Consider the following 17,245-nt stretch of genomic DNA (forward strand, 5'->3'; position numbering starts at 1 on the left):
CTTTTTATATATTATAGGCTCTCAACTTTTATGAAAGTGTTGAAGAGTTTTTGTTTTTATATACAGTAATCGTGATTTGACATAAACATCCGATTATAAAGCCTAAAATCGCGGGAAGAATCCAACCCATTCCTAGGGAGAAAAAGGGAAGAAAGTCTTTAGCAAAATTAATTATTACTGATATGAAAGTAATTGTGTGGAGATTGGCTGGAAGAGCATTGAGTCCTTCGATAATAGCTGATATAAGTGTAAAAGCAGTTGTTATCTGATAGATTAGTCTAGAATGTTTAAAAAGCGGGCTTAATAAAGCTAATAAAATAAGGATAATGGCTAAGGGATATAAAAACATGAGGACTGGAACTGAAAGCTCTATAATTTTTGTCAAACCAATATTTGCAAAGATGCAAGGAAGAATACTTACGATGAGCAGATAAAAACAGTATTCTTTTTTAGGAAATAATTCGACAAAGGTTTCAGAAAAGGCAGACATTAAACCTACGGCTGTTTTTAGGCAAGCGATGATGACAATGAGCGCTAAGATAATCATGCCGAAATTTCCTAAGTAGTGGTTGGAAATTTGAGCGAGAGCAATTCCACCATTTTCACTAATAGCAAATTGTCCAAGACTCATCGCACCTAGGTAAGAAAGGCAAGTGTAAATGATAGCCATTAGTCCTACACTGATAAGGCCAGCTTTTATGGTTTCTTTAGCAATAATTCTCGGATTTTTTACGCCACGTTGTCGAATAGTTGTGATGATAATGATTCCAAAAGCTAAGGCAGCCAGGGCATCAAGAGTATTGTAACCTTGTGTGAAACCTGTCAAAACAGGAGATGCTTGATAGGTTTTACCAATTTCTGCTTGGCTAACTTTTCCTAATGGATGAGTGAAAGCAATGGCCAAAATAATACCTAATAAAACTAAAAAGAGGGGATTTAAAAATTTTCCGATATAATCTAAGAGTTTCGTTGGCTTTCTGGACAGAAACCACGCGGTTCCAAAGAAAAGGATACTAAAAAGAGCCAATAGTGGAGCTTGGAGTTCATGACTTAAAAAAGGTGAAATTCCAATTTCAAAAGAAGTGGTTGCTAAGCGAGGAAGAGCGAAAAAGGGGCCAATAACTAGATAAAGTAAAATTGTAAAAATATAAGCATAAATACGATTGACTCGTGAAGCTAACTCAAAAACTCCGTTACTTTGAGAAATTCCCAGAGCGATAATTCCTAAAAAGGGAAAGCCGACTGCTGTAATTAAAAAACCAAAATTTGCTTGTGAAATAGCGGCTCCGGCTTCTTGACCCATATGTATTGGAAAAATTAAATTTCCTGCACCAAAGAAAAGACCGAATAACATTGACCCTATAAAGAGGTAATCTTTACCAGCTAATTTTTCCTCCATAAATACTCCTTATGATTGCTTTGTTTGATAGATAAAATAATGAATTATTATAGCAAAAAAATTGTGAAATTACAACACAAATTTATGTAAAGCTAACAGTCAATTTTGATAAATGTTTTTAAAGGAGCAAACATAAAAAGACCCAGGTAAAAGGTCTTTAATATTTTAAAAATTTTCTTATTTTAGAACATCAGTAAGTTCTTCTTTATGCTCTCTAAAATATTTGACAGCATATGGGCAGGTTGCTCCCAATTTTAATTGCTCGCGTCTTGCCTTTTGGATTCCTGCAAGAACTAATTTTTCGGCTAAACCTTGACCACGATAATCAATGGCTACGCCTGTATGAGTAATTATTATTGAATTTTTCATACTCATATAAGCCATTTCCCCAATTACTTCGCCTTTATCGGATAAGAGTTCAAATAAATTTTCTCTTTCAATAATGTTCATTTAATTCTTCTCCTTTGTCAGGTACTTTAGAGCACCGGAAGGGCATCTATTAATTACTGATTGGGTAGAAGTGACCTCGCCATTATCTGGAATAATCCAGGGTTTACGCCCAACTTCAAATACCAAAGGATTCCCTCTGACACATTCCCCTGCATGCTCACAAATTGATACATTATAGTAAATATCCATTTTTTTGCCAAAATATTTACGATAATCGTTTTTTAATAACTCTTCTTCGGTTGCATCTTTGCCAAATAGTTTTGAATTATCCATTTACTTCCTCCTGTTTACAATTGTAATTTTTAAAATGGCATTTGTCAAGGTAATTTATCAACAGTGTCTATATCCAACATTTAAAAATTATACAAGTAGACTGAGGAGACATGTAAAAGATATGAAGAAATGTTATAATATAATCTTTAAATGACTTTTTGCCTTAGAATGAAAATATATTTTGCGACTGATTAGTCAATGATAAAAATAAATAATCAATTATATATTGAAAAAAAAGAAAAAATTAGTAATATGTAAAAAAGAATAAAGAACTAACCAAAGTAAAACTACATAGCTTCTACTTTATCAAAAAAACTCTTGTAAATTTTACAGTAGGTTTTTTAGTAAAAAATGTTAAATCAAATTTATATATAAATCTTACATGAGTTAGCCAAATAAATAAATTTAGAGCTATTTATACTGCTTTATGAATGATAACGACTGTCTATATCAAACTTTTTCTCTCTGATTTAGTACTCATGAGTAATCTTTTTTAATTTGCCAAAGAATCATCCATTTACATGAATAAAAAATTACATTAACTTATCTCTAAACGTTAATCTTTGGTTCTGAGAAGAATGAATGTTCTCACCAGTAATGTAAGTTGTCGGAAATTATGTTGTTAGATGAGTAGCAAGACTTGCTTGTCGTGGCTGTGGCCTTGAGTAACAGTTCTTGTTCCCTCTAATAAGAAATGCAACACGTTTGTCAAATACTCGATACGCCTCAGTCAAAATTAAAGTTATAGAAATTATCATTGGAACATGTAAGAAAGCGAAGATAGTTATTTATTAATTAAGATTTTGATATAATTAGATAAATAATATTATTTTATGGAGAAATATTTTATGTCACTTGCGACAATCTATAGTTTGATGGGAACAATAATAACGATTAACACATTGCTTGCCCTTGTGACGATTTTTCGTAAACCTAGGTCTATTGCCAGTATTTTTGCATGGTCTATGTTCTTGTTTTTTTTACCAGGAGTTGGATTCCTTGGCTATCTTTTTTTAGGACGGGGGCTCGATCGAACAACGACAAATCGTTTCGAAGAAGAAAATAAATATAACCTGTCTATTCTTGCCCAAAGAGTACATGAAAACAATGAAAAATTTGAGACAAAAGAAATGTCGGCCCATGAAAAATTGCTGAAAAGGTATTTTAATAATATGGAGCGTACACCACTTTGTCGTGGGAATAAAGTGGAATTTTATCTGAACGGTAAAGAGAAATTTTCTACCTTGTTTGAAGATATAAAGAATGCTAAAGATAATATTCATGTAGAATACTATGCCTTCTTTAATGACAAAATCGGGACTGCTTTTCGCGATCATCTAATTGATAAAGCTAAAGAAGGTGTGGAAGTTAGAGTAGTTTACGATCCGTGGGGAGGAAAAACAAAAAAAGATTTCTTTAAGCCGCTGCAAGAGGCAGGAGGTAAGGTTACAGCCTTTATCACATCACGTAATACACTAACGAAAACTCGACTTAACTATCATTTACATCGTAAAATTGTAGTGATAGATGGTCAAATTGGCTGGACCGGTGGCTTTAACGTTGGTGACCAATATATTTATAATAGTAAAAAGTTTGGTTTCTGGCGTGATACACATGGTAGAATTGTTGGGACAGCAGCTTTTGGCCTTCAAGAAACGTTTATTCGAGATTGGAATGTTTCAGTCAGAGATCCTAAAGATAAGCTTGAACGAGAAGATTCATATTTTGTGGTACCAGAAGAAGAAGGAAACATTGATATTCAGATTGTCGCTAACGGACCAGAGAGTGATAATAAAACCTTAAGAACAGGTTTTATTAAAATGATTATGGATGCGGAAGACTATATTTGGCTTCAATCGCCTTACTTGATACCTGATGACTCTATGATAACGGCGCTTGTAGCAGCGGCGAATTCTGGTGTTGATGTAAGAATCATGATACCCAATATGCCAGATCATCCGTTTATTTTTAGAGCAACACAATATTACGCAAATTATCTGCATAAACACGGTGTGAAAATATACAATTATACAAATGGTTTCATACACTCTAAAACCCTTGTAATGGATGGAAAATTAGGTGTATTTGGCACAACTAATCAAGATATTCGCAGTTATGAATTAAATTTTGAGATAAGTGCTTTTTGTTATGATGAAACTATAGCAAAAGAGATGAGAAGGACCTTTGAGGGAGACTTAAGAAATTCAAAGCTACTTACGGATGAAGAAATTGCCCAACAATCTATCTGGCTTAAAATCAAACAAAACTTTTCGAGATTACTTAGTCCAATATTATAAGTGTTTTGTAATAGGCTGAAACTATATTATTGGTCATGTGTGTGATATATTTATTTCAAAGATGGAAATATTGTTGAACTACTTCAGAATAATTCTTTATAGGAACTAAGAAATTTTGTGGTCAGAATTTAAAATACACAAATAAACGAGGTATTATTGAAAAATAGGAAACTTAAAAAAATAAAAACCACTTGAAAATGTCAGTGGTTTTTTATTTTGAAGCAATTCTTCCTATATTCAACTGAAATGCAATATATGAAGAGTAAAGGACTAAATTATACAAATTCTTCATACTCATTAGGGTCTTGATTGTCTACCCTGCCATCGCCTCTTTCCAGGTCAGTGATTCTATTAATTTCTTCCAAAGAAAGTGAAAAATCAAAAATATCAATATTTCTTCTTTGGTGTTCGGGAGAAGTTGCTTTAACAATAGGGATAATACCTCTTTCAACTTGCCACCTTAGTATGATTTGTCCAGTATCCTTATTGTATTTTTGGGCTATATTTTGAATTAGAGTTTCCTCAAGCTCTTTACTACCGCGTCCTAAAGGACTCCATGCCTCAGTTAAAATCCCCCATTTTTTATTAATTGCTAATAGTTTTTCTTGAGGCCAGTAAGGGTGGATTTCATTTTGATTAACCGCTGGTATAACACCAGTTGCTTGAATTATTTTTTCGAGATGTTCCTCCTCAAAATTAGATACCCCAATTGATCTTACAAGACCTCGTTTTTTTGCTTCAATTAGTGCTTTCCAAGCTTCAACATAGTTATCTCGTTTTGGTAGTGGCCAGTGGATCAAGTAAAGATCAAAATAGCTCAATCCCATCCGTAATAAAGACTCTTCAATCATCTTTAAAGCATCTTCAAAATGATGATATTTACCAGGTAGCTTAGTTGTTACAAAAAATTTTGATCTTGGTACGCCAGAACGGCGAATTGCTTCCCCAACTGCTCCTTCACTATCATAATTAGTTGAGGTGTCAAGTAAACGATAACCGCTTTGTATGGCCGTCAAAATTTGCTCCACTCCTTCATATCCACGAATCTGAAATGTCCCTAACCCTATTTTAGGAATCAAATGTCCATCATTAAGTAGATGTTTTTCTTGTTCAATCATTTTATTGTCCTATTTTCCTTTCTGGCTGTTTAAGATCATAAATAGATTCTGTAAATTAAACTTTTTTAGACTTTCAATGCTAACTGTCTATCTATCTATCTTTATAGTACAAAGTGTAACGTAACTATACCCAATTGTGAAATAATATGCTTATGATTGCTTTTTTCAACTAGGTATAACTTTTATTGTACAAGTTTATTTATACTGTGAGTAAATCTCTGTTGCAGATTTAGAGATTAATAAAATAGTTTTTAAAATATACAATTTGGTGGTGGCATACAATATTCTCGTGTTTACAAATATAGGGATTTGTAATAAAGAATTGCTGTGAATATAAGTATAACAATCGATGACTGTATAATTTTTCTGATCCAATGTAGAGTATTAATAAATTATAAAAAGTCATATTGTTTGAATGCGCTTTCGAATTGTGTTAGATTAGGGTTAGATAATAATATGTATTCTATAGAAAGAGGTGACTTATGATTTGGTCATTAATTGTTGGTGCATTAATCGGATTAATCGCTGGTGCGATTACAAATAAGGGAAGTTCAATGGGCTGGATTGCTAATATTTTAGCAGGATTAGTTGGGTCTTTTGTAGGACAGGCTTTACTTGGAGCATGGGGCCCTTCGCTCGCTGGAATGGCGTTAATTCCGTCCATTATTGGTGCAGTAATTGTGGTTGCTGTTGTATCCTTCGTCCTATCTAAAATGAATTAGTAGATCTTAGGATCTAGAAAGGAGGAGTTTTGGCAACTGGAAAGAAAATAATACTCATTATCCTTGATCTCCTTTTACTTACGCTTGTTCTACCAATGACTTGGGATTATTATAATTTCATGGAATATGATTGGATGACAACAACCTCTAGTAACATCCCCTTTATAGGTAAATATATGACAGACTATTTGTTTTGGGGGAACATTGTATTAGCGGTCATGTTAATCATTGCTTTGATTGTGATACTTTTTTATCCTCTGACATACATTGATGTGCGACTCACATCGAATAATGGAAATTTAACCTTGAAGAAGTCTGCTATTGAAGGATTTGTAAGTGAAAAAGTAAAAGAAAATGATTATCTTAAAAACTCAAAAATTGACGTTTCACTTTTTAAAAATAAGATAAAGATTTATATAAAAGGTGAGATTATTCCTAGAATTGAAGTTGCACAAAAAGCTCAAGATTTGGAGCGGGGAATCGCTGAAGGTTTAAAAGAATTCTTTGGACTGGATCAAGCAATTAAACTCAAAGTTGAAGTAGTTAACTTAAGCAAAGGTACCAATACTGAACGCCTGCGAGTATTATAGGAGGGATCAATGAATTATTTTGAAAAAAATCGATACCCAATTATAGGGGGGATCGTAGGTGCACTTTTTGCTGTGTGTATCTTCACTATTGGATTTTGGAAAATGATTCTGGTTTTATTTTTTATTGGATTAGGAATTTATACTGGTCTATTTTTAAAAAAATCAGGGATTATTGATCAATTTATAAATCGTAAATAACATCATAAAAGGAGAATAACTATGGTACAAGAAAACATGAAAGCATTTGGAACAATGGCAGAAAAAGAAATTCCTAAAACAAAGGAACCCCAACCAGAAATTAAGGGAGCTCTGACTTATGAAGATAAAGTTGTGCAAAAGATTGTAGGACTAGCATTAGAATCAGTGGATGGGCTTCTTTCTGTAGAAGGTGGGTTCTTCTCAAACTTAACAGGAAAACTTATTAATACTGATGATGTTACAACTGGAGTTGATGTAGAAGTCGGGAAGACACAAGTTGCAGTAGACTTGAAAGTAATTACAGAATATCGTAAGAATGTACCTGATATCTATGAAAAAATTAAAGAAGTAATTCGTAAAGAGGTTGCGGCAATGACGGAATTAGATGTCGTTGAAGTTAACGTAACAGTCACAGATATTAAAACTAAAGAGCAACAAAAAGAAGATGATGTAAGTATTCAAGATCGAGTGACTAGTGCGGCTCAAACAACTGGAAAATTCACCTCTGAACAAGTTGATAAAGTTAAAGATAAAGTAGAAGATAATACAGATAAAGAAGTTAGGGTTAAATAAATTTCTAGATAAATCGTGATTAACAAAGGCCTCTATTATGAGGCTTTTTTAGTAAGTGACTTCAATTATATAGCTTTTTATTTAGATAGAAGTAATGAGTCAAATAAGTCTAAGGAGACCTTTCATGATAGATTATATCGAAGTGGATGGAGCAAATAGCAATTCAGAGGAGCTTAAATGTTTAAACAGTAATTCTTTACACTCAGTGGTATATCTTTTTAGCCCTAAAGATAAAATCTACGATTTTTTTAAAGAAGAGTATCAGCTTGATTTGGAAAATCTTTTGTATGAAGAGGAGGAAGTGATACACGAGATATCTGATACAAAGACAGGTAAAGAAGAATTAAAGATACTTTTTATTTTACCTCACCAAAACTTGAAAAATGATTTGAATCGGAAAATAAAGGCTTTAGTTATCTTAAAACTAGAGAAAAAGCTCATTATTGTAACTAGTGAGAAAGAAGATTTCATTTCTGATTTTTTTAAAAATACAGGAGAAAGTGTTGAAAGAAGTGAGGTAAATTTTATCCAGCTTTTGAATGTAAGCATCCAAAAAGTAATTAAAGATGTTAAAGAGAAAAGAGAAGAAATTAGTTTGTTGGAAACACAAATACAAAGTTTAGGGCCTTCAGGGACAATATTTAATGAAATTTTGCGACTAAAAAAATATCTTATCTTGTTAGATTTTATCATTGATTCCGATAGAAAAATATTAAGCTTTATAAAAAGAGAACAAATGGAAGATATTAAAGAAATTCATATGCAAAATGAAGTAACTCTTCTTGAAGAGAGGATGGATACCTTAGACTCTTTGGTAAGAGCTTATAATAAGTACCTTTCTAGCTTGGATACAATTATAAATAATAATAGTTCGTTTCAGTTGAACAATATTATGAAAACGTTAACTGAGCTTACAGTTGTCTTAACAATACCAACAATTACTTATGGGTTTTGGGGAATAAATCTCAAGTTGCCTTTTCAAGGCGTCCCTTATGGCTCGTTACTTGTAATTGTTATTTCACTTCTAATCAGTTTAGTAGTTTGGTACTGGTTAAAAAAGAAAAAATCTCTTTAGAAAAAATTAAAAAAAGATAGAAAAGAAGGAAAAACTATGAGAATTGGTCTAGTAAAAGCAACTTTTCCAGGAGAAAGACGAGTCCCACTTCTCCCAAAAGATATTAAAGATTTTAACAATGAATTATTGGTGGAAGAAGGGTTCGGTAAATTTCTGGATATTGATGATCAAGAATACATTGATAAAGGATGTCACATTTTATCAAGAGCTGATATTTTTGCACAGTCAGAAGCAATCTTCTCACTGAAACTCATCCAGCCTACTGATTATCCTCATCTTAGAGAGGGGCAGATGATTATAGGATGGACGCATCCCTTTGGATCAGGACAAGCATTTATGGAGGAGCAAGCTCTACCTAAAAAGTTAATTATTGTAGATTTAGATAGTAATTCACCTTGCATTTATTATGATAATAAGGTAATTGAATCAGATATTCCTAAGGGCTTATTATATAAAAATAGTTTTTACGCTGGTTATGCAGGTGTTCTTGATGCTTTATTGCAATATGGATTTGTTCCAACTGAGGAGACAAAAATAGCTATTTTAGGTTCAGGAAATGTTGCACAAGGGGCTTTTAGTAGTATCTCGAAGTATTCCTCAAACATCCGAATGTATTATCGAAAAACGATGTCCATCTTCAAAGAAAGCTATCGCAAGTATGATGTCATTATAAATGGAATTGAAATTGGTAAAGATGATGATCCAATTTTAAGTCTTTCTGAACAAAAATCTTTAAAAAAAGGAACTCTTATTATTGATGTAGCAGCGGATGCTGGAAATACTATTGAAGGAACACATTTTACTAGTATGAATGCTCCCATATATGAAAAGGAGGGGAAATATTATTATGTAGTTCCCAATACTCCATCATTGATTTATCGAAATGTGAGTCAAAATTTAAGCAAGATTTTGAGTGAGCATGTATTTAAAGAAGATTGTTCGCGTTTTATTGAAAAGGTAAAGCATCTTAATAAATGATGTTTTATATATTGATTTTTCAGATTTTAGGCTATCATGCTAAATGCAGGAAGCCAGAAAATATAAAAATAGTTTTTTAGCTAAATAATAGTGTGTTAGATGATTTTATAAGTTCATGAATGCTGAAAGAATAAAGAGTAAAAAATAAAAAGGTTATAGAATTAACTTTAAAAGGATTTTAGAGTTTTAGCTTTTCAAGTCTAAAGAATCTCGAGAATTATGGAATGGGTTATTTAGGAGGATAAAAGGTGAAAATCGTAAATAAGGGGTTCATTGTATAGAATTTTTTGCAGGCTGTAAGGCGTTGGAAATTGCACACTTTATAACTTTAGATCCATTATCCATATAGTAAAACTACTACATTATTCTTGCATATTTCCTATAAAATAATAATATTTTCAAGATAAATCCTATTATTACTAAAAGTAGTATTAATAAATATATTCATTTTTTATATTGAAGAACCGAAAAAATTAGCCTAAAATTATTATAATGTTAGCTTTAAATTGAAAAAATATATTTCTTGATGAGTATAGGGATAATAAGGAATTTAAGAAAGGAACAATTATATTTTCAAAATTTACTGCTAATATATCAATTTTATTAAGTGTGTCAGTACTATCAATTGCTTCGGGCCTGTCAAGTACTTATGACCAAGGTTTAGCGATTAGTGTTTAATTAAAAACAAACCATGGCGATATTAGAGATATTTAGAATTTAGAAAAAGAGCAGGAAAAGTCTTGCTCTTTATTTTTGTAGAAAAATAGAAGAAAATTATAAAGATAAACAAGGAATATTAGAACTGTGTGAAGTACTTGTAAAAACACTTGCTAATGATTTACATGAAATGAAATGAGACGGCCAAAATTTTTTCTTAAGTATAAACAAAACTTAAGAGAAAGTTCAATTTGAAAAAAAGATAAAAGTAATATGTAGATATGATATAATATAAGTGCTGTATAGTTTTCTTTTATCTTTGGCAAAAGCAGGTAATATGCTTTATAAGCAATTTGGTAGTGGAAAATATTTTGACGAAAAGAGAAAGAAACAAGTGGAGACAAGTAATGGTCATTTGAAATCAAATGTTGCTTAGTCAAGGTCTAAAAATAGATTAGCAAGAAAAATAGAGTGATCAAAAAAAGACAATTATTAAAGTACTTCAAGAACAAATCGTGCAAAATAATAGTGTTCAAGAAATTTATGAAGAATGGTTTGTAATCCAAAAATAAGACGTTAAGCAACGAGTTTTGTAGCGGAGAAAATTTCTTCAAGAGGCTTTATTAAAAAATTTTCAAAATATAAAATCTAAAAAGTGACAACTGTGGATTTACTAAACTGTTTGATGGAATTAGATATGACAAATTTAAAGGGTGAAAATTGCAGGATTTACATTAGAATTTTGTTCAGAGTAGTTATACTTAAAATAAAGCTAGAAATTGAAATATTGGGACAGTTAAAGGAAAATTTTTTAATAAGGCAGGAATGAGGTCTATTTTGAAATTTTGCAAATCTTATAAAACTATATAAGATACACTTTAGAATGTCGCGTTGCAAGATATGATGATTGAGTCGTTGAAATGAATAAAATGACAGGTTCGATTCGCACAATTAGTTTAAGTAATCGTTGCTTGGGAATTATTGATTATTTCCAAAAAAACTGTTTAGATGATAAGTTTGTTTTTGTAAATGCGTTTGGTAGAATTTTCAGATAACCTGTATTTTATAAGTTTATTTGTGATGATTGTCAAAATGTGTTAGAAAATCAAAGGAAATATGAGATTCATTTATTGAAACGTTCACATTTATCCCTTCTCGTTGAACTAGAGGTGCCGATTTAAGCACTTATGGAAAGGGTTGATTATAGAAATGAGCCAATTACTTTGAGCATTTATTCTTATATAAGTGGTACAATTAAAATGAAATTGGTCAAAAATTGAACCAGATTATTCTTTAAAATAACTAACCAAATCAAAAAAATTGTGAGGAAGAACAGGAAGTAATATAATATGATGGAAATTTTTGATACACATATAAAGTGCGTTTTAACCTAGTTTTAAAAGATTTACTGTTAATAAAAATAAAATGAACCAAAGAACTAACCAAAGCAAAACTATACAGCATTTACTTTATCCAAAACCTACTGTAAAATTTATAGTAGGTTTTGTAGTTTAAAATATTAAAGTAAATTTACAAATAACTCTTAAGTGAGATAGTCTAAATAAATGAATTGATGTGCACCCCAAAAGTTAGACTTTTTATCCAGGTATTTATTGGAAAGGTTATAATAAACTAGACACAAAGTTAAGAGAAATCGTGGAAAGGTTTATTATGGCAAGAAGAAAATTCGATAAACAATTTAAAAATTCTGCAGTAAAACTCATTCTTGAAGAGGGTTACTCTGTTAAAGAAGTCAGCCAAGAGCTTGAGGTTCATGCCAATAGTCTTTATCGCTGGGTTCAAGAAGTTGAAGAATATGGAGAAAGTGCTTTTCCAGGCAATGGGACAGCCCTAGCTGATGCCCAACATAAGATTAAATTGTTAGAGAAAGAAAATCGTTATCTTCAGGAGGAACTTGAACTTCTAAAAAAGTTCCGGGTCTTCTTGAAGCGAAGCAAGTAAAACGTTTTGAATTTCTCTTGAAACATCATGGGAAGATAAAAATTAAGCATGCAGTAAAAGTTCTTAAGGTTTCTCGCTCAGGTTTCTATGAATACATGCATCGTCGTCCTTCAAAACAACAAGTGGAGAGAGAAATTCTCTCAGAGAAGATAAAAGCTGTCTTTCATGAGCATAAGGGACGCTATGGTGCGGTTAGAATTACCAAGGTACTTCATAATACTGGTATTATGACCAACACGAAACGTGTTGGGAAACTGATGCACTTGATGGGACTTTATGCCAAGGGAAGCCGATATAAATATAAACATTACAACAGAAAAGGAGCTTCGCTTTCAAGACCCAATTTAATTAATCAGATCTTTAAAGCAACAGCTCCTAATAAAGTATGGCTGGGAGACATGACCTATATCCCTACCAAAGAAGGTACCTTATACTTAGCCGTGAATATCGACGTTTTTTCACGTAAGATTGTAGGCTGGTCAATGTCTTCACGGATGCAAGATAAACTGGTGAGGGATTGCTTCTTACAAGCTTGTGGGAAAGAACATCCTCAGCCTGGCTTGATTGTCCATACTGATCAAGGGAGTCAATATACAAGCTCTCGTTATCAATCTACTCTTCGTCAAGTCGGTGCTCAATCTAGCATGAGTCGTAAAGGAAATCCCTATGACAATGCAATGATGGAGTCTTTTTATAAGACGCTAAAGAGGGAGCTTATTAATGATGATCATTTTGAGACAAGAGCTGAGGCTACTCAAGAAATATTTAAATACATTGAGACCTATTACAATACAAAAAGGATGCATTCAGGTCTTGATTACAAGTCTCCAAAAGACTTTGAAAAATATAATTCTTAAATTCTCTTAACTCCGTGTCTAGTTTTTCGTTGACTTTCCATTATGCTTGGATTTTTTATTGTTTAATTCCCTTTTTTGTATACAAGCTCGTATTCTTAACAAATAATTGGCATATCGGGTTTAAAAATACTATGTGTTTTAAAGAATCTCTCATGAGTTTGACGCCAATAACTTAGATTAAAATCACCGTCACCTTATTTTTAGGCACGTTCGGCAGTAACCTTATCAAAGGTATCTCAGTCATTAAGTTTCATGATAGTATTTACTATTTTGATGGTTCTTGTTATTATCCAATCGTTAAAATGACAAAAACAAATAGATAAATAGATAAATATTTATGGGGAGGACAAGTGAACTTATCATGATTAATTGTAAACGATTGAGTTCTGAATGTTTCAAATTATGAGGAACAACAGGAGTTGGACTATTCTTTAAACGCCTCGACGATACCATCACTCTTCATTAGCCTAAAATTAACAAGTTAAAATCATTAGAATAATCTCTTTTACAAAAAATATTTATTTAAGTTATAGTTGACGAATATTTAATAATTTTATTAATATCTTGATTTTCTAGTTCCTGAATAATATAGAGATAGGTTTATTGAGTCTTAGACATACTTGAATGACCTAGTCTTATAACTATACTGACAATAGAAACATTAACAAATCTAAAACAGTCTTAATTCTATCTTGAGAAAGTATTGGTAATAATATTATTGTCGATAACGCGAGCATAATAAACGGCTCTGATTAAATTCTGAAGTTTGTTAGATACAATGATTTCGTTCGAAGGAACTACAAAATAAATTATAAGGAGGCACTCAAAATGAGTACAAAAGATTTTAACTTGGATTTGGTATCTGTTTCGAAGAAAGATTCAGGTGCATCACCACGCATTACAAGTATTTCGCTATGTACACCCGGTTGTAAAACAGGAGCTCTGATGGGTTGTAACATGAAAACAGCAACTTGTCATTGTAGTATTCACGTAAGCAAATAACCAAATCAAAGGATAGTATTTTGTTAGTTCAGACATGGATACTATCCTATTTTTATAAGTTATTTAGGGTTGCTAAATAGCTTATAAAAATAAAGAGAGGAAAAAACATGATAAAAAGTTCATTTAAAGCTCAACCGTTTTTAGTAAGAAATACAATTTTATCTCCAAACGATAAACGGAGTTTTACTGAATATACTCAAGTCATTGAGACTGTAAGTAAAAATAAAGTTTTTTTGGAACAGTTACTACTAGCTAATCCTAAACTCTATGATGTTATGCAGAAATATAATGCTGGTCTGTTAAAGAAGAAAAGGGTTAAAAAATTATTTGAATCTATTTACAAGTATTATAAGAGAAGTTATTTACGATCAACTCCATTTGGATTATTTAGTGAAACTTCAATTGGTGTTTTTTCGAAAAGTTCACAGTACAAGTTAATGGGAAAGACTACAAAGGGTATAAGATTGGATACTCAGTGGTTGATTCGCCTAGTTCATAAAATGGAAGTAGATTTCTCAAAAAAGTTATCATTTACTAGAAATAATGCAAATTATAAGTTTGGAGATCGAGTTTTTCAAGTTTATACCATAAATAGTAGTGAGCTTGAAGAAGTAAATATTAAATATACGAATGTTTATCAAATTATTTCTGAATTTTGTGAGAATGACTATCAAAAATATGAAGATATTTGTGAAACTGTAACGCTTTGCTATGGAGACGAATATAGAGAACTATCGGAACAATATCTTGGCAGTCTGATAGTTAATCATTATTTGATCTCTAATTTACAAAAAGATTTGTTGTCAGATTTTTCTTGGAACACTTTTTTGACTAAAGTTGAAGCAATAGATGAAGATAAAAAATATATAATTCCTCTGAAAAAAGTTCAAAAGTTTATTCAAGAATACTCAGAAATAGAAATTGGTGAAGGTATTGAGAAACTGAAAGAAATATATCAGGAAATGTCACAAATTCTTGAGAATGATAATTATATTCAAATTGATTTAATTAGTGATAGTGAAATAAATTTTGATGTTAAACAAAAGCAACAATTAGAACATTTAGCTGAGTTTTTAGGAAATACGACAAAATCTGTAAGAAGAACATATTTGGATGACTATAAGGATAAATTTATCGAAAAATATGGTGTAGATCAAGAAGTACAAATAACAGAATTATTTGATTCTACATTTGGCATAGGAGCTCCATATAATTATAATCATCCTCGAAATGACTTTTATGAGTCCGAACCGAGTACTCTATACTATTCAGAAGAGGAGAGAGAAAAGTACCTCAGCATGTATGTAGAAGCCGTTAAAAATCATAATGTAATTAATCTTGACGACTTAGAGTCTCATTATCAAAAAATGGACTTAGAAAAGAAAAGTGAACTTCAAGGGTTAGAATTATTTTTGAATTTGGCAAAGGAGTATGAAAAAGATATTTTTATTTTAGGGGATATCGTTGGAAATAATAATTTGGGAGGGGCATCAGGTAGATTTTCTGCACTCTCTCCGGAGTTAACAAGTTATCATAGAACGATAGTAGATTCTGTCGAAAGAGAAAATGAGAATAAAGAAATTACATCGTGTGAAATAGTATTTCTTCCAGAAAATATCAGACATGCTAACGTTATGCATACATCAATTATGAGGAGGAAAGTACTTCCATTTTTTACAAGTACAAGTCACAATGAAGTTCTGTTAACTAATATCTATATTGGAATAGACGAAAAAGAAAAATTTTATGCACGAGACATTTCAACTCAAGAGGTATTGAAATTCTACATTACAAGCATGTACAATAAAACGTTATTCAGTAATGAGCTAAGATTTCTTTACGAAATTTCATTAGATGACAAGTTTGGTAATTTACCTTGGGAACTTATTTACAGAGACTTTGATTATATTCCACGTTTAGTATTTGACGAAATAGTAATATCTCCTGCTAAATGGAAAATTTGGGGAAGGGATGTAAATAGTAAGATGACAATAAGAGAACTTATTCAAAGCAAAGAAATTCCCAAAGAGTTTTATATTGTCAATGGAGATAATAAAGTTTATTTATCACAGGAAAACCCATTGGATATGGAAATTTTAGAGTCGGCGATAAAGAAGAGCTCAAAAAGAAAAGATTTTATAGAGCTACAAGAATATTTTGAAGATGAAAATATCATAAATAAAGGAGAAAGGGGGAGAGTTGCCGATGTTGTAGTGCCTTTTATTAGAACGAGAGCATTAGGTAATGAAGGGAGAGCATTTATAAGAGAGAAAAGAGTTTCGGTTGAACGGCGTGAAAAATTGCCCTTTAACGAGTGGCTTTATCTAAAGTTGTACATTTCTATAAATCGTCAAAATGAATTTTTACTGTCGTATCTTCCAGATATTCAGAAAATAGTAGCAAACCTGGGTGGAAATCTATTCTTCCTAAGATATACTGATCCTAAACCACATATTAGATTGCGTATAAAATGTTCAGATTTATTTTTAGCTTACGGATCTATTCTTGAAATCTTAAAAAGGAGTCGGAAAAATAGGATAATGTCAACTTTTGATATTTCTATTTATGATCAAGAAGTAGAAAGATATGGTGGATTTGATACTTTAGAGTTATCCGAAGCAATATTTTGTGCCGATTCTAAAATTATTCCAAATTTGCTTACATTGATAAAAGATACTAATAATGATTGGAAAGTCGATGATGTATCAATCTTGGTGAATTATTTATATCTGAAATGCTTCTTTCAGAATGATAACAAAAAGATTCTTAATTTTTTGAATTTAGTTAGTCCTAAAAAGGTTAAAGAAAATGTCAATGAAAAGATTGAACATTATCTTAAGCTTCTGAAAGTTAATAATCTAGGTGACCAAATTTTTTATGACAAGAATTTTAAAGAATTAAAGCATGCCATAAAAAATTTATTTTTAAAAATGATAGCTCAAGATTTTGAACTTCAGAAAGTTTATTCAATTATTGACAGTATCATTCATGTCCATAATAACCGACTAATTGGTATTGAACGAGATAAAGAGAAATTAATTTATTACACACTTCAAAGGTTGTTTGTTTCGGAAGAATACATGAAATGAGGACT

15 protein-coding genes are annotated in these 17,245 nt (G+C 31.4%); 11 read left to right on the forward strand and 4 right to left on the reverse strand.

What is annotated here, in order from left to right; genetic code table 11:
- Positions 1–28 precede the first annotated feature (28 nt).
- The 3 genes from brnQ to QJV49_RS10830 form a co-directional block, all read right to left on the reverse strand.
- A complete protein-coding gene (gene brnQ, locus QJV49_RS10820) occupies positions 29–1,399 on the reverse strand; it encodes a branched-chain amino acid transport system II carrier protein (RefSeq protein ID WP_225511610.1) in 1,371 nt (456 codons plus the stop codon).
- 177 nt (positions 1,400–1,576) lie between these two features.
- Positions 1,577–1,849 carry a GNAT family N-acetyltransferase gene (locus tag QJV49_RS10825; RefSeq protein ID WP_225511611.1) on the reverse strand — a complete coding sequence of 91 codons (273 nt, stop codon included), beginning with the start codon at positions 1,847–1,849 and terminating at the stop codon, positions 1,577–1,579.
- Complete coding sequence (locus QJV49_RS10830) at positions 1,850–2,122, reverse strand: (4Fe-4S)-binding protein (protein ID WP_225511612.1); 273 nt, start codon at positions 2,120–2,122, stop codon at positions 1,850–1,852.
- 848 nt (positions 2,123–2,970) lie between these two features.
- Here QJV49_RS10830 and cls point away from each other — a divergent pair.
- Positions 2,971–4,419, forward strand: coding sequence for a cardiolipin synthase (gene cls, locus QJV49_RS10835; RefSeq protein WP_225511613.1), 1,449 nt, complete (start codon positions 2,971–2,973; stop codon positions 4,417–4,419).
- Between the two features lie 275 nt (positions 4,420–4,694).
- Here the strand turns inward: cls and QJV49_RS10840 are convergent, their stop codons facing one another.
- Complete coding sequence (locus tag QJV49_RS10840; protein ID WP_225511614.1) at positions 4,695–5,537, reverse strand: aldo/keto reductase; 843 nt, start codon at positions 5,535–5,537, stop codon at positions 4,695–4,697.
- Between the two features lie 482 nt (positions 5,538–6,019).
- Between QJV49_RS10840 and QJV49_RS10845 the strand changes: the two genes are divergently transcribed.
- From QJV49_RS10845 to QJV49_RS10890, 10 genes are all read left to right on the forward strand, one after another.
- Positions 6,020–6,259, forward strand: coding sequence for a GlsB/YeaQ/YmgE family stress response membrane protein (locus tag QJV49_RS10845; protein ID WP_225511615.1), 240 nt, complete (start codon positions 6,020–6,022; stop codon positions 6,257–6,259).
- Between the two features lie 29 nt (positions 6,260–6,288).
- A complete protein-coding gene (gene amaP / locus QJV49_RS10850) occupies positions 6,289–6,849 on the forward strand; it encodes an alkaline shock response membrane anchor protein AmaP (RefSeq protein ID WP_225511616.1) in 561 nt (186 codons plus the stop codon).
- A gap of 9 nt (positions 6,850–6,858) precedes the next feature.
- Entirely contained in the window at positions 6,859–7,047 is a 189-nt protein-coding gene (locus QJV49_RS10855) for a DUF2273 domain-containing protein (protein WP_225511617.1), read from the forward strand.
- A 21-nt stretch (positions 7,048–7,068) separates the two neighbouring features.
- Positions 7,069–7,620: an Asp23/Gls24 family envelope stress response protein gene (locus QJV49_RS10860; RefSeq protein ID WP_225511618.1), complete on the forward strand. Its 552-nt coding sequence runs from the start codon at positions 7,069–7,071 to the stop codon at positions 7,618–7,620.
- A 124-nt stretch (positions 7,621–7,744) separates the two neighbouring features.
- Positions 7,745–8,695 (forward strand): CorA family divalent cation transporter, encoded by a 951-nt coding sequence (locus QJV49_RS10865; RefSeq protein WP_225511619.1) that lies wholly within the window; start codon positions 7,745–7,747, stop codon positions 8,693–8,695.
- Positions 8,696–8,731: 36 nt separating this feature from the next.
- Positions 8,732–9,673 (forward strand): N(5)-(carboxyethyl)ornithine synthase, encoded by a 942-nt coding sequence (locus tag QJV49_RS10870; protein ID WP_225511620.1) that lies wholly within the window; start codon positions 8,732–8,734, stop codon positions 9,671–9,673.
- A 952-nt stretch (positions 9,674–10,625) separates the two neighbouring features.
- Positions 10,626–10,766, forward strand: a complete 141-nt coding sequence (locus QJV49_RS10875; RefSeq protein ID WP_241892912.1) for a hypothetical protein — start codon at positions 10,626–10,628, stop codon at positions 10,764–10,766.
- A gap of 1,235 nt (positions 10,767–12,001) precedes the next feature.
- A protein-coding gene (locus QJV49_RS10880) for an IS3 family transposase (RefSeq protein WP_225511758.1) occupies positions 12,002–13,149 on the forward strand; the annotation gives its coding sequence in 2 pieces (ribosomal slippage) (positions 12,002–12,254 and positions 12,254–13,149; 1,149 coding nt in all).
- An 828-nt stretch (positions 13,150–13,977) separates the two neighbouring features.
- The gene (locus tag QJV49_RS10885; RefSeq protein WP_014570405.1) at positions 13,978–14,151 is read left to right on the forward strand and encodes a gallidermin/nisin family lantibiotic; all 174 of its coding nucleotides are present in this window, start codon (positions 13,978–13,980) and stop codon (positions 14,149–14,151) included.
- 107 nt (positions 14,152–14,258) lie between these two features.
- Positions 14,259–17,240, forward strand: a complete 2,982-nt coding sequence (locus QJV49_RS10890; RefSeq protein ID WP_225511621.1) for a lantibiotic dehydratase — start codon at positions 14,259–14,261, stop codon at positions 17,238–17,240.
- The last annotated feature ends 5 nt before the right edge of the window (positions 17,241–17,245 follow it).

The organism is Lactococcus sp. NH2-7C (assembly GCF_029953655.1).
In the GTDB taxonomy this organism is placed as follows: Bacteria; Bacillota; Bacilli; order Lactobacillales; family Streptococcaceae; genus Lactococcus; species Lactococcus lactis.

Coding starts and splice junctions, on each gene's coding strand:
- brnQ (WP_225511610.1), bottom strand. CDS start 1,399: ATGGAGGAAAAATTAGCTGGTAAAGATTACCTCTTTATAGGGTCAATG.
- QJV49_RS10845 (WP_225511615.1), top strand. CDS start 6,020: ATGATTTGGTCATTAATTGTTGGTGCATTAATCGGATTAATCGCTGGT.
- QJV49_RS10825 (WP_225511611.1), bottom strand. CDS start 1,849: ATGAACATTATTGAAAGAGAAAATTTATTTGAACTCTTATCCGATAAA.
- QJV49_RS10840 (WP_225511614.1), bottom strand. CDS start 5,537: ATGATTGAACAAGAAAAACATCTACTTAATGATGGACATTTGATTCCT.
- QJV49_RS10890 (WP_225511621.1), top strand. CDS start 14,259: ATGATAAAAAGTTCATTTAAAGCTCAACCGTTTTTAGTAAGAAATACA.
- QJV49_RS10870 (WP_225511620.1), top strand. CDS start 8,732: ATGAGAATTGGTCTAGTAAAAGCAACTTTTCCAGGAGAAAGACGAGTC.
- QJV49_RS10830 (WP_225511612.1), bottom strand. CDS start 2,122: ATGGATAATTCAAAACTATTTGGCAAAGATGCAACCGAAGAAGAGTTA.
- cls (WP_225511613.1), top strand. CDS start 2,971: ATGTCACTTGCGACAATCTATAGTTTGATGGGAACAATAATAACGATT.
- QJV49_RS10865 (WP_225511619.1), top strand. CDS start 7,745: ATGATAGATTATATCGAAGTGGATGGAGCAAATAGCAATTCAGAGGAG.
- QJV49_RS10860 (WP_225511618.1), top strand. CDS start 7,069: ATGGTACAAGAAAACATGAAAGCATTTGGAACAATGGCAGAAAAAGAA.
- QJV49_RS10855 (WP_225511617.1), top strand. CDS start 6,859: ATGAATTATTTTGAAAAAAATCGATACCCAATTATAGGGGGGATCGTA.
- QJV49_RS10885 (WP_014570405.1), top strand. CDS start 13,978: ATGAGTACAAAAGATTTTAACTTGGATTTGGTATCTGTTTCGAAGAAA.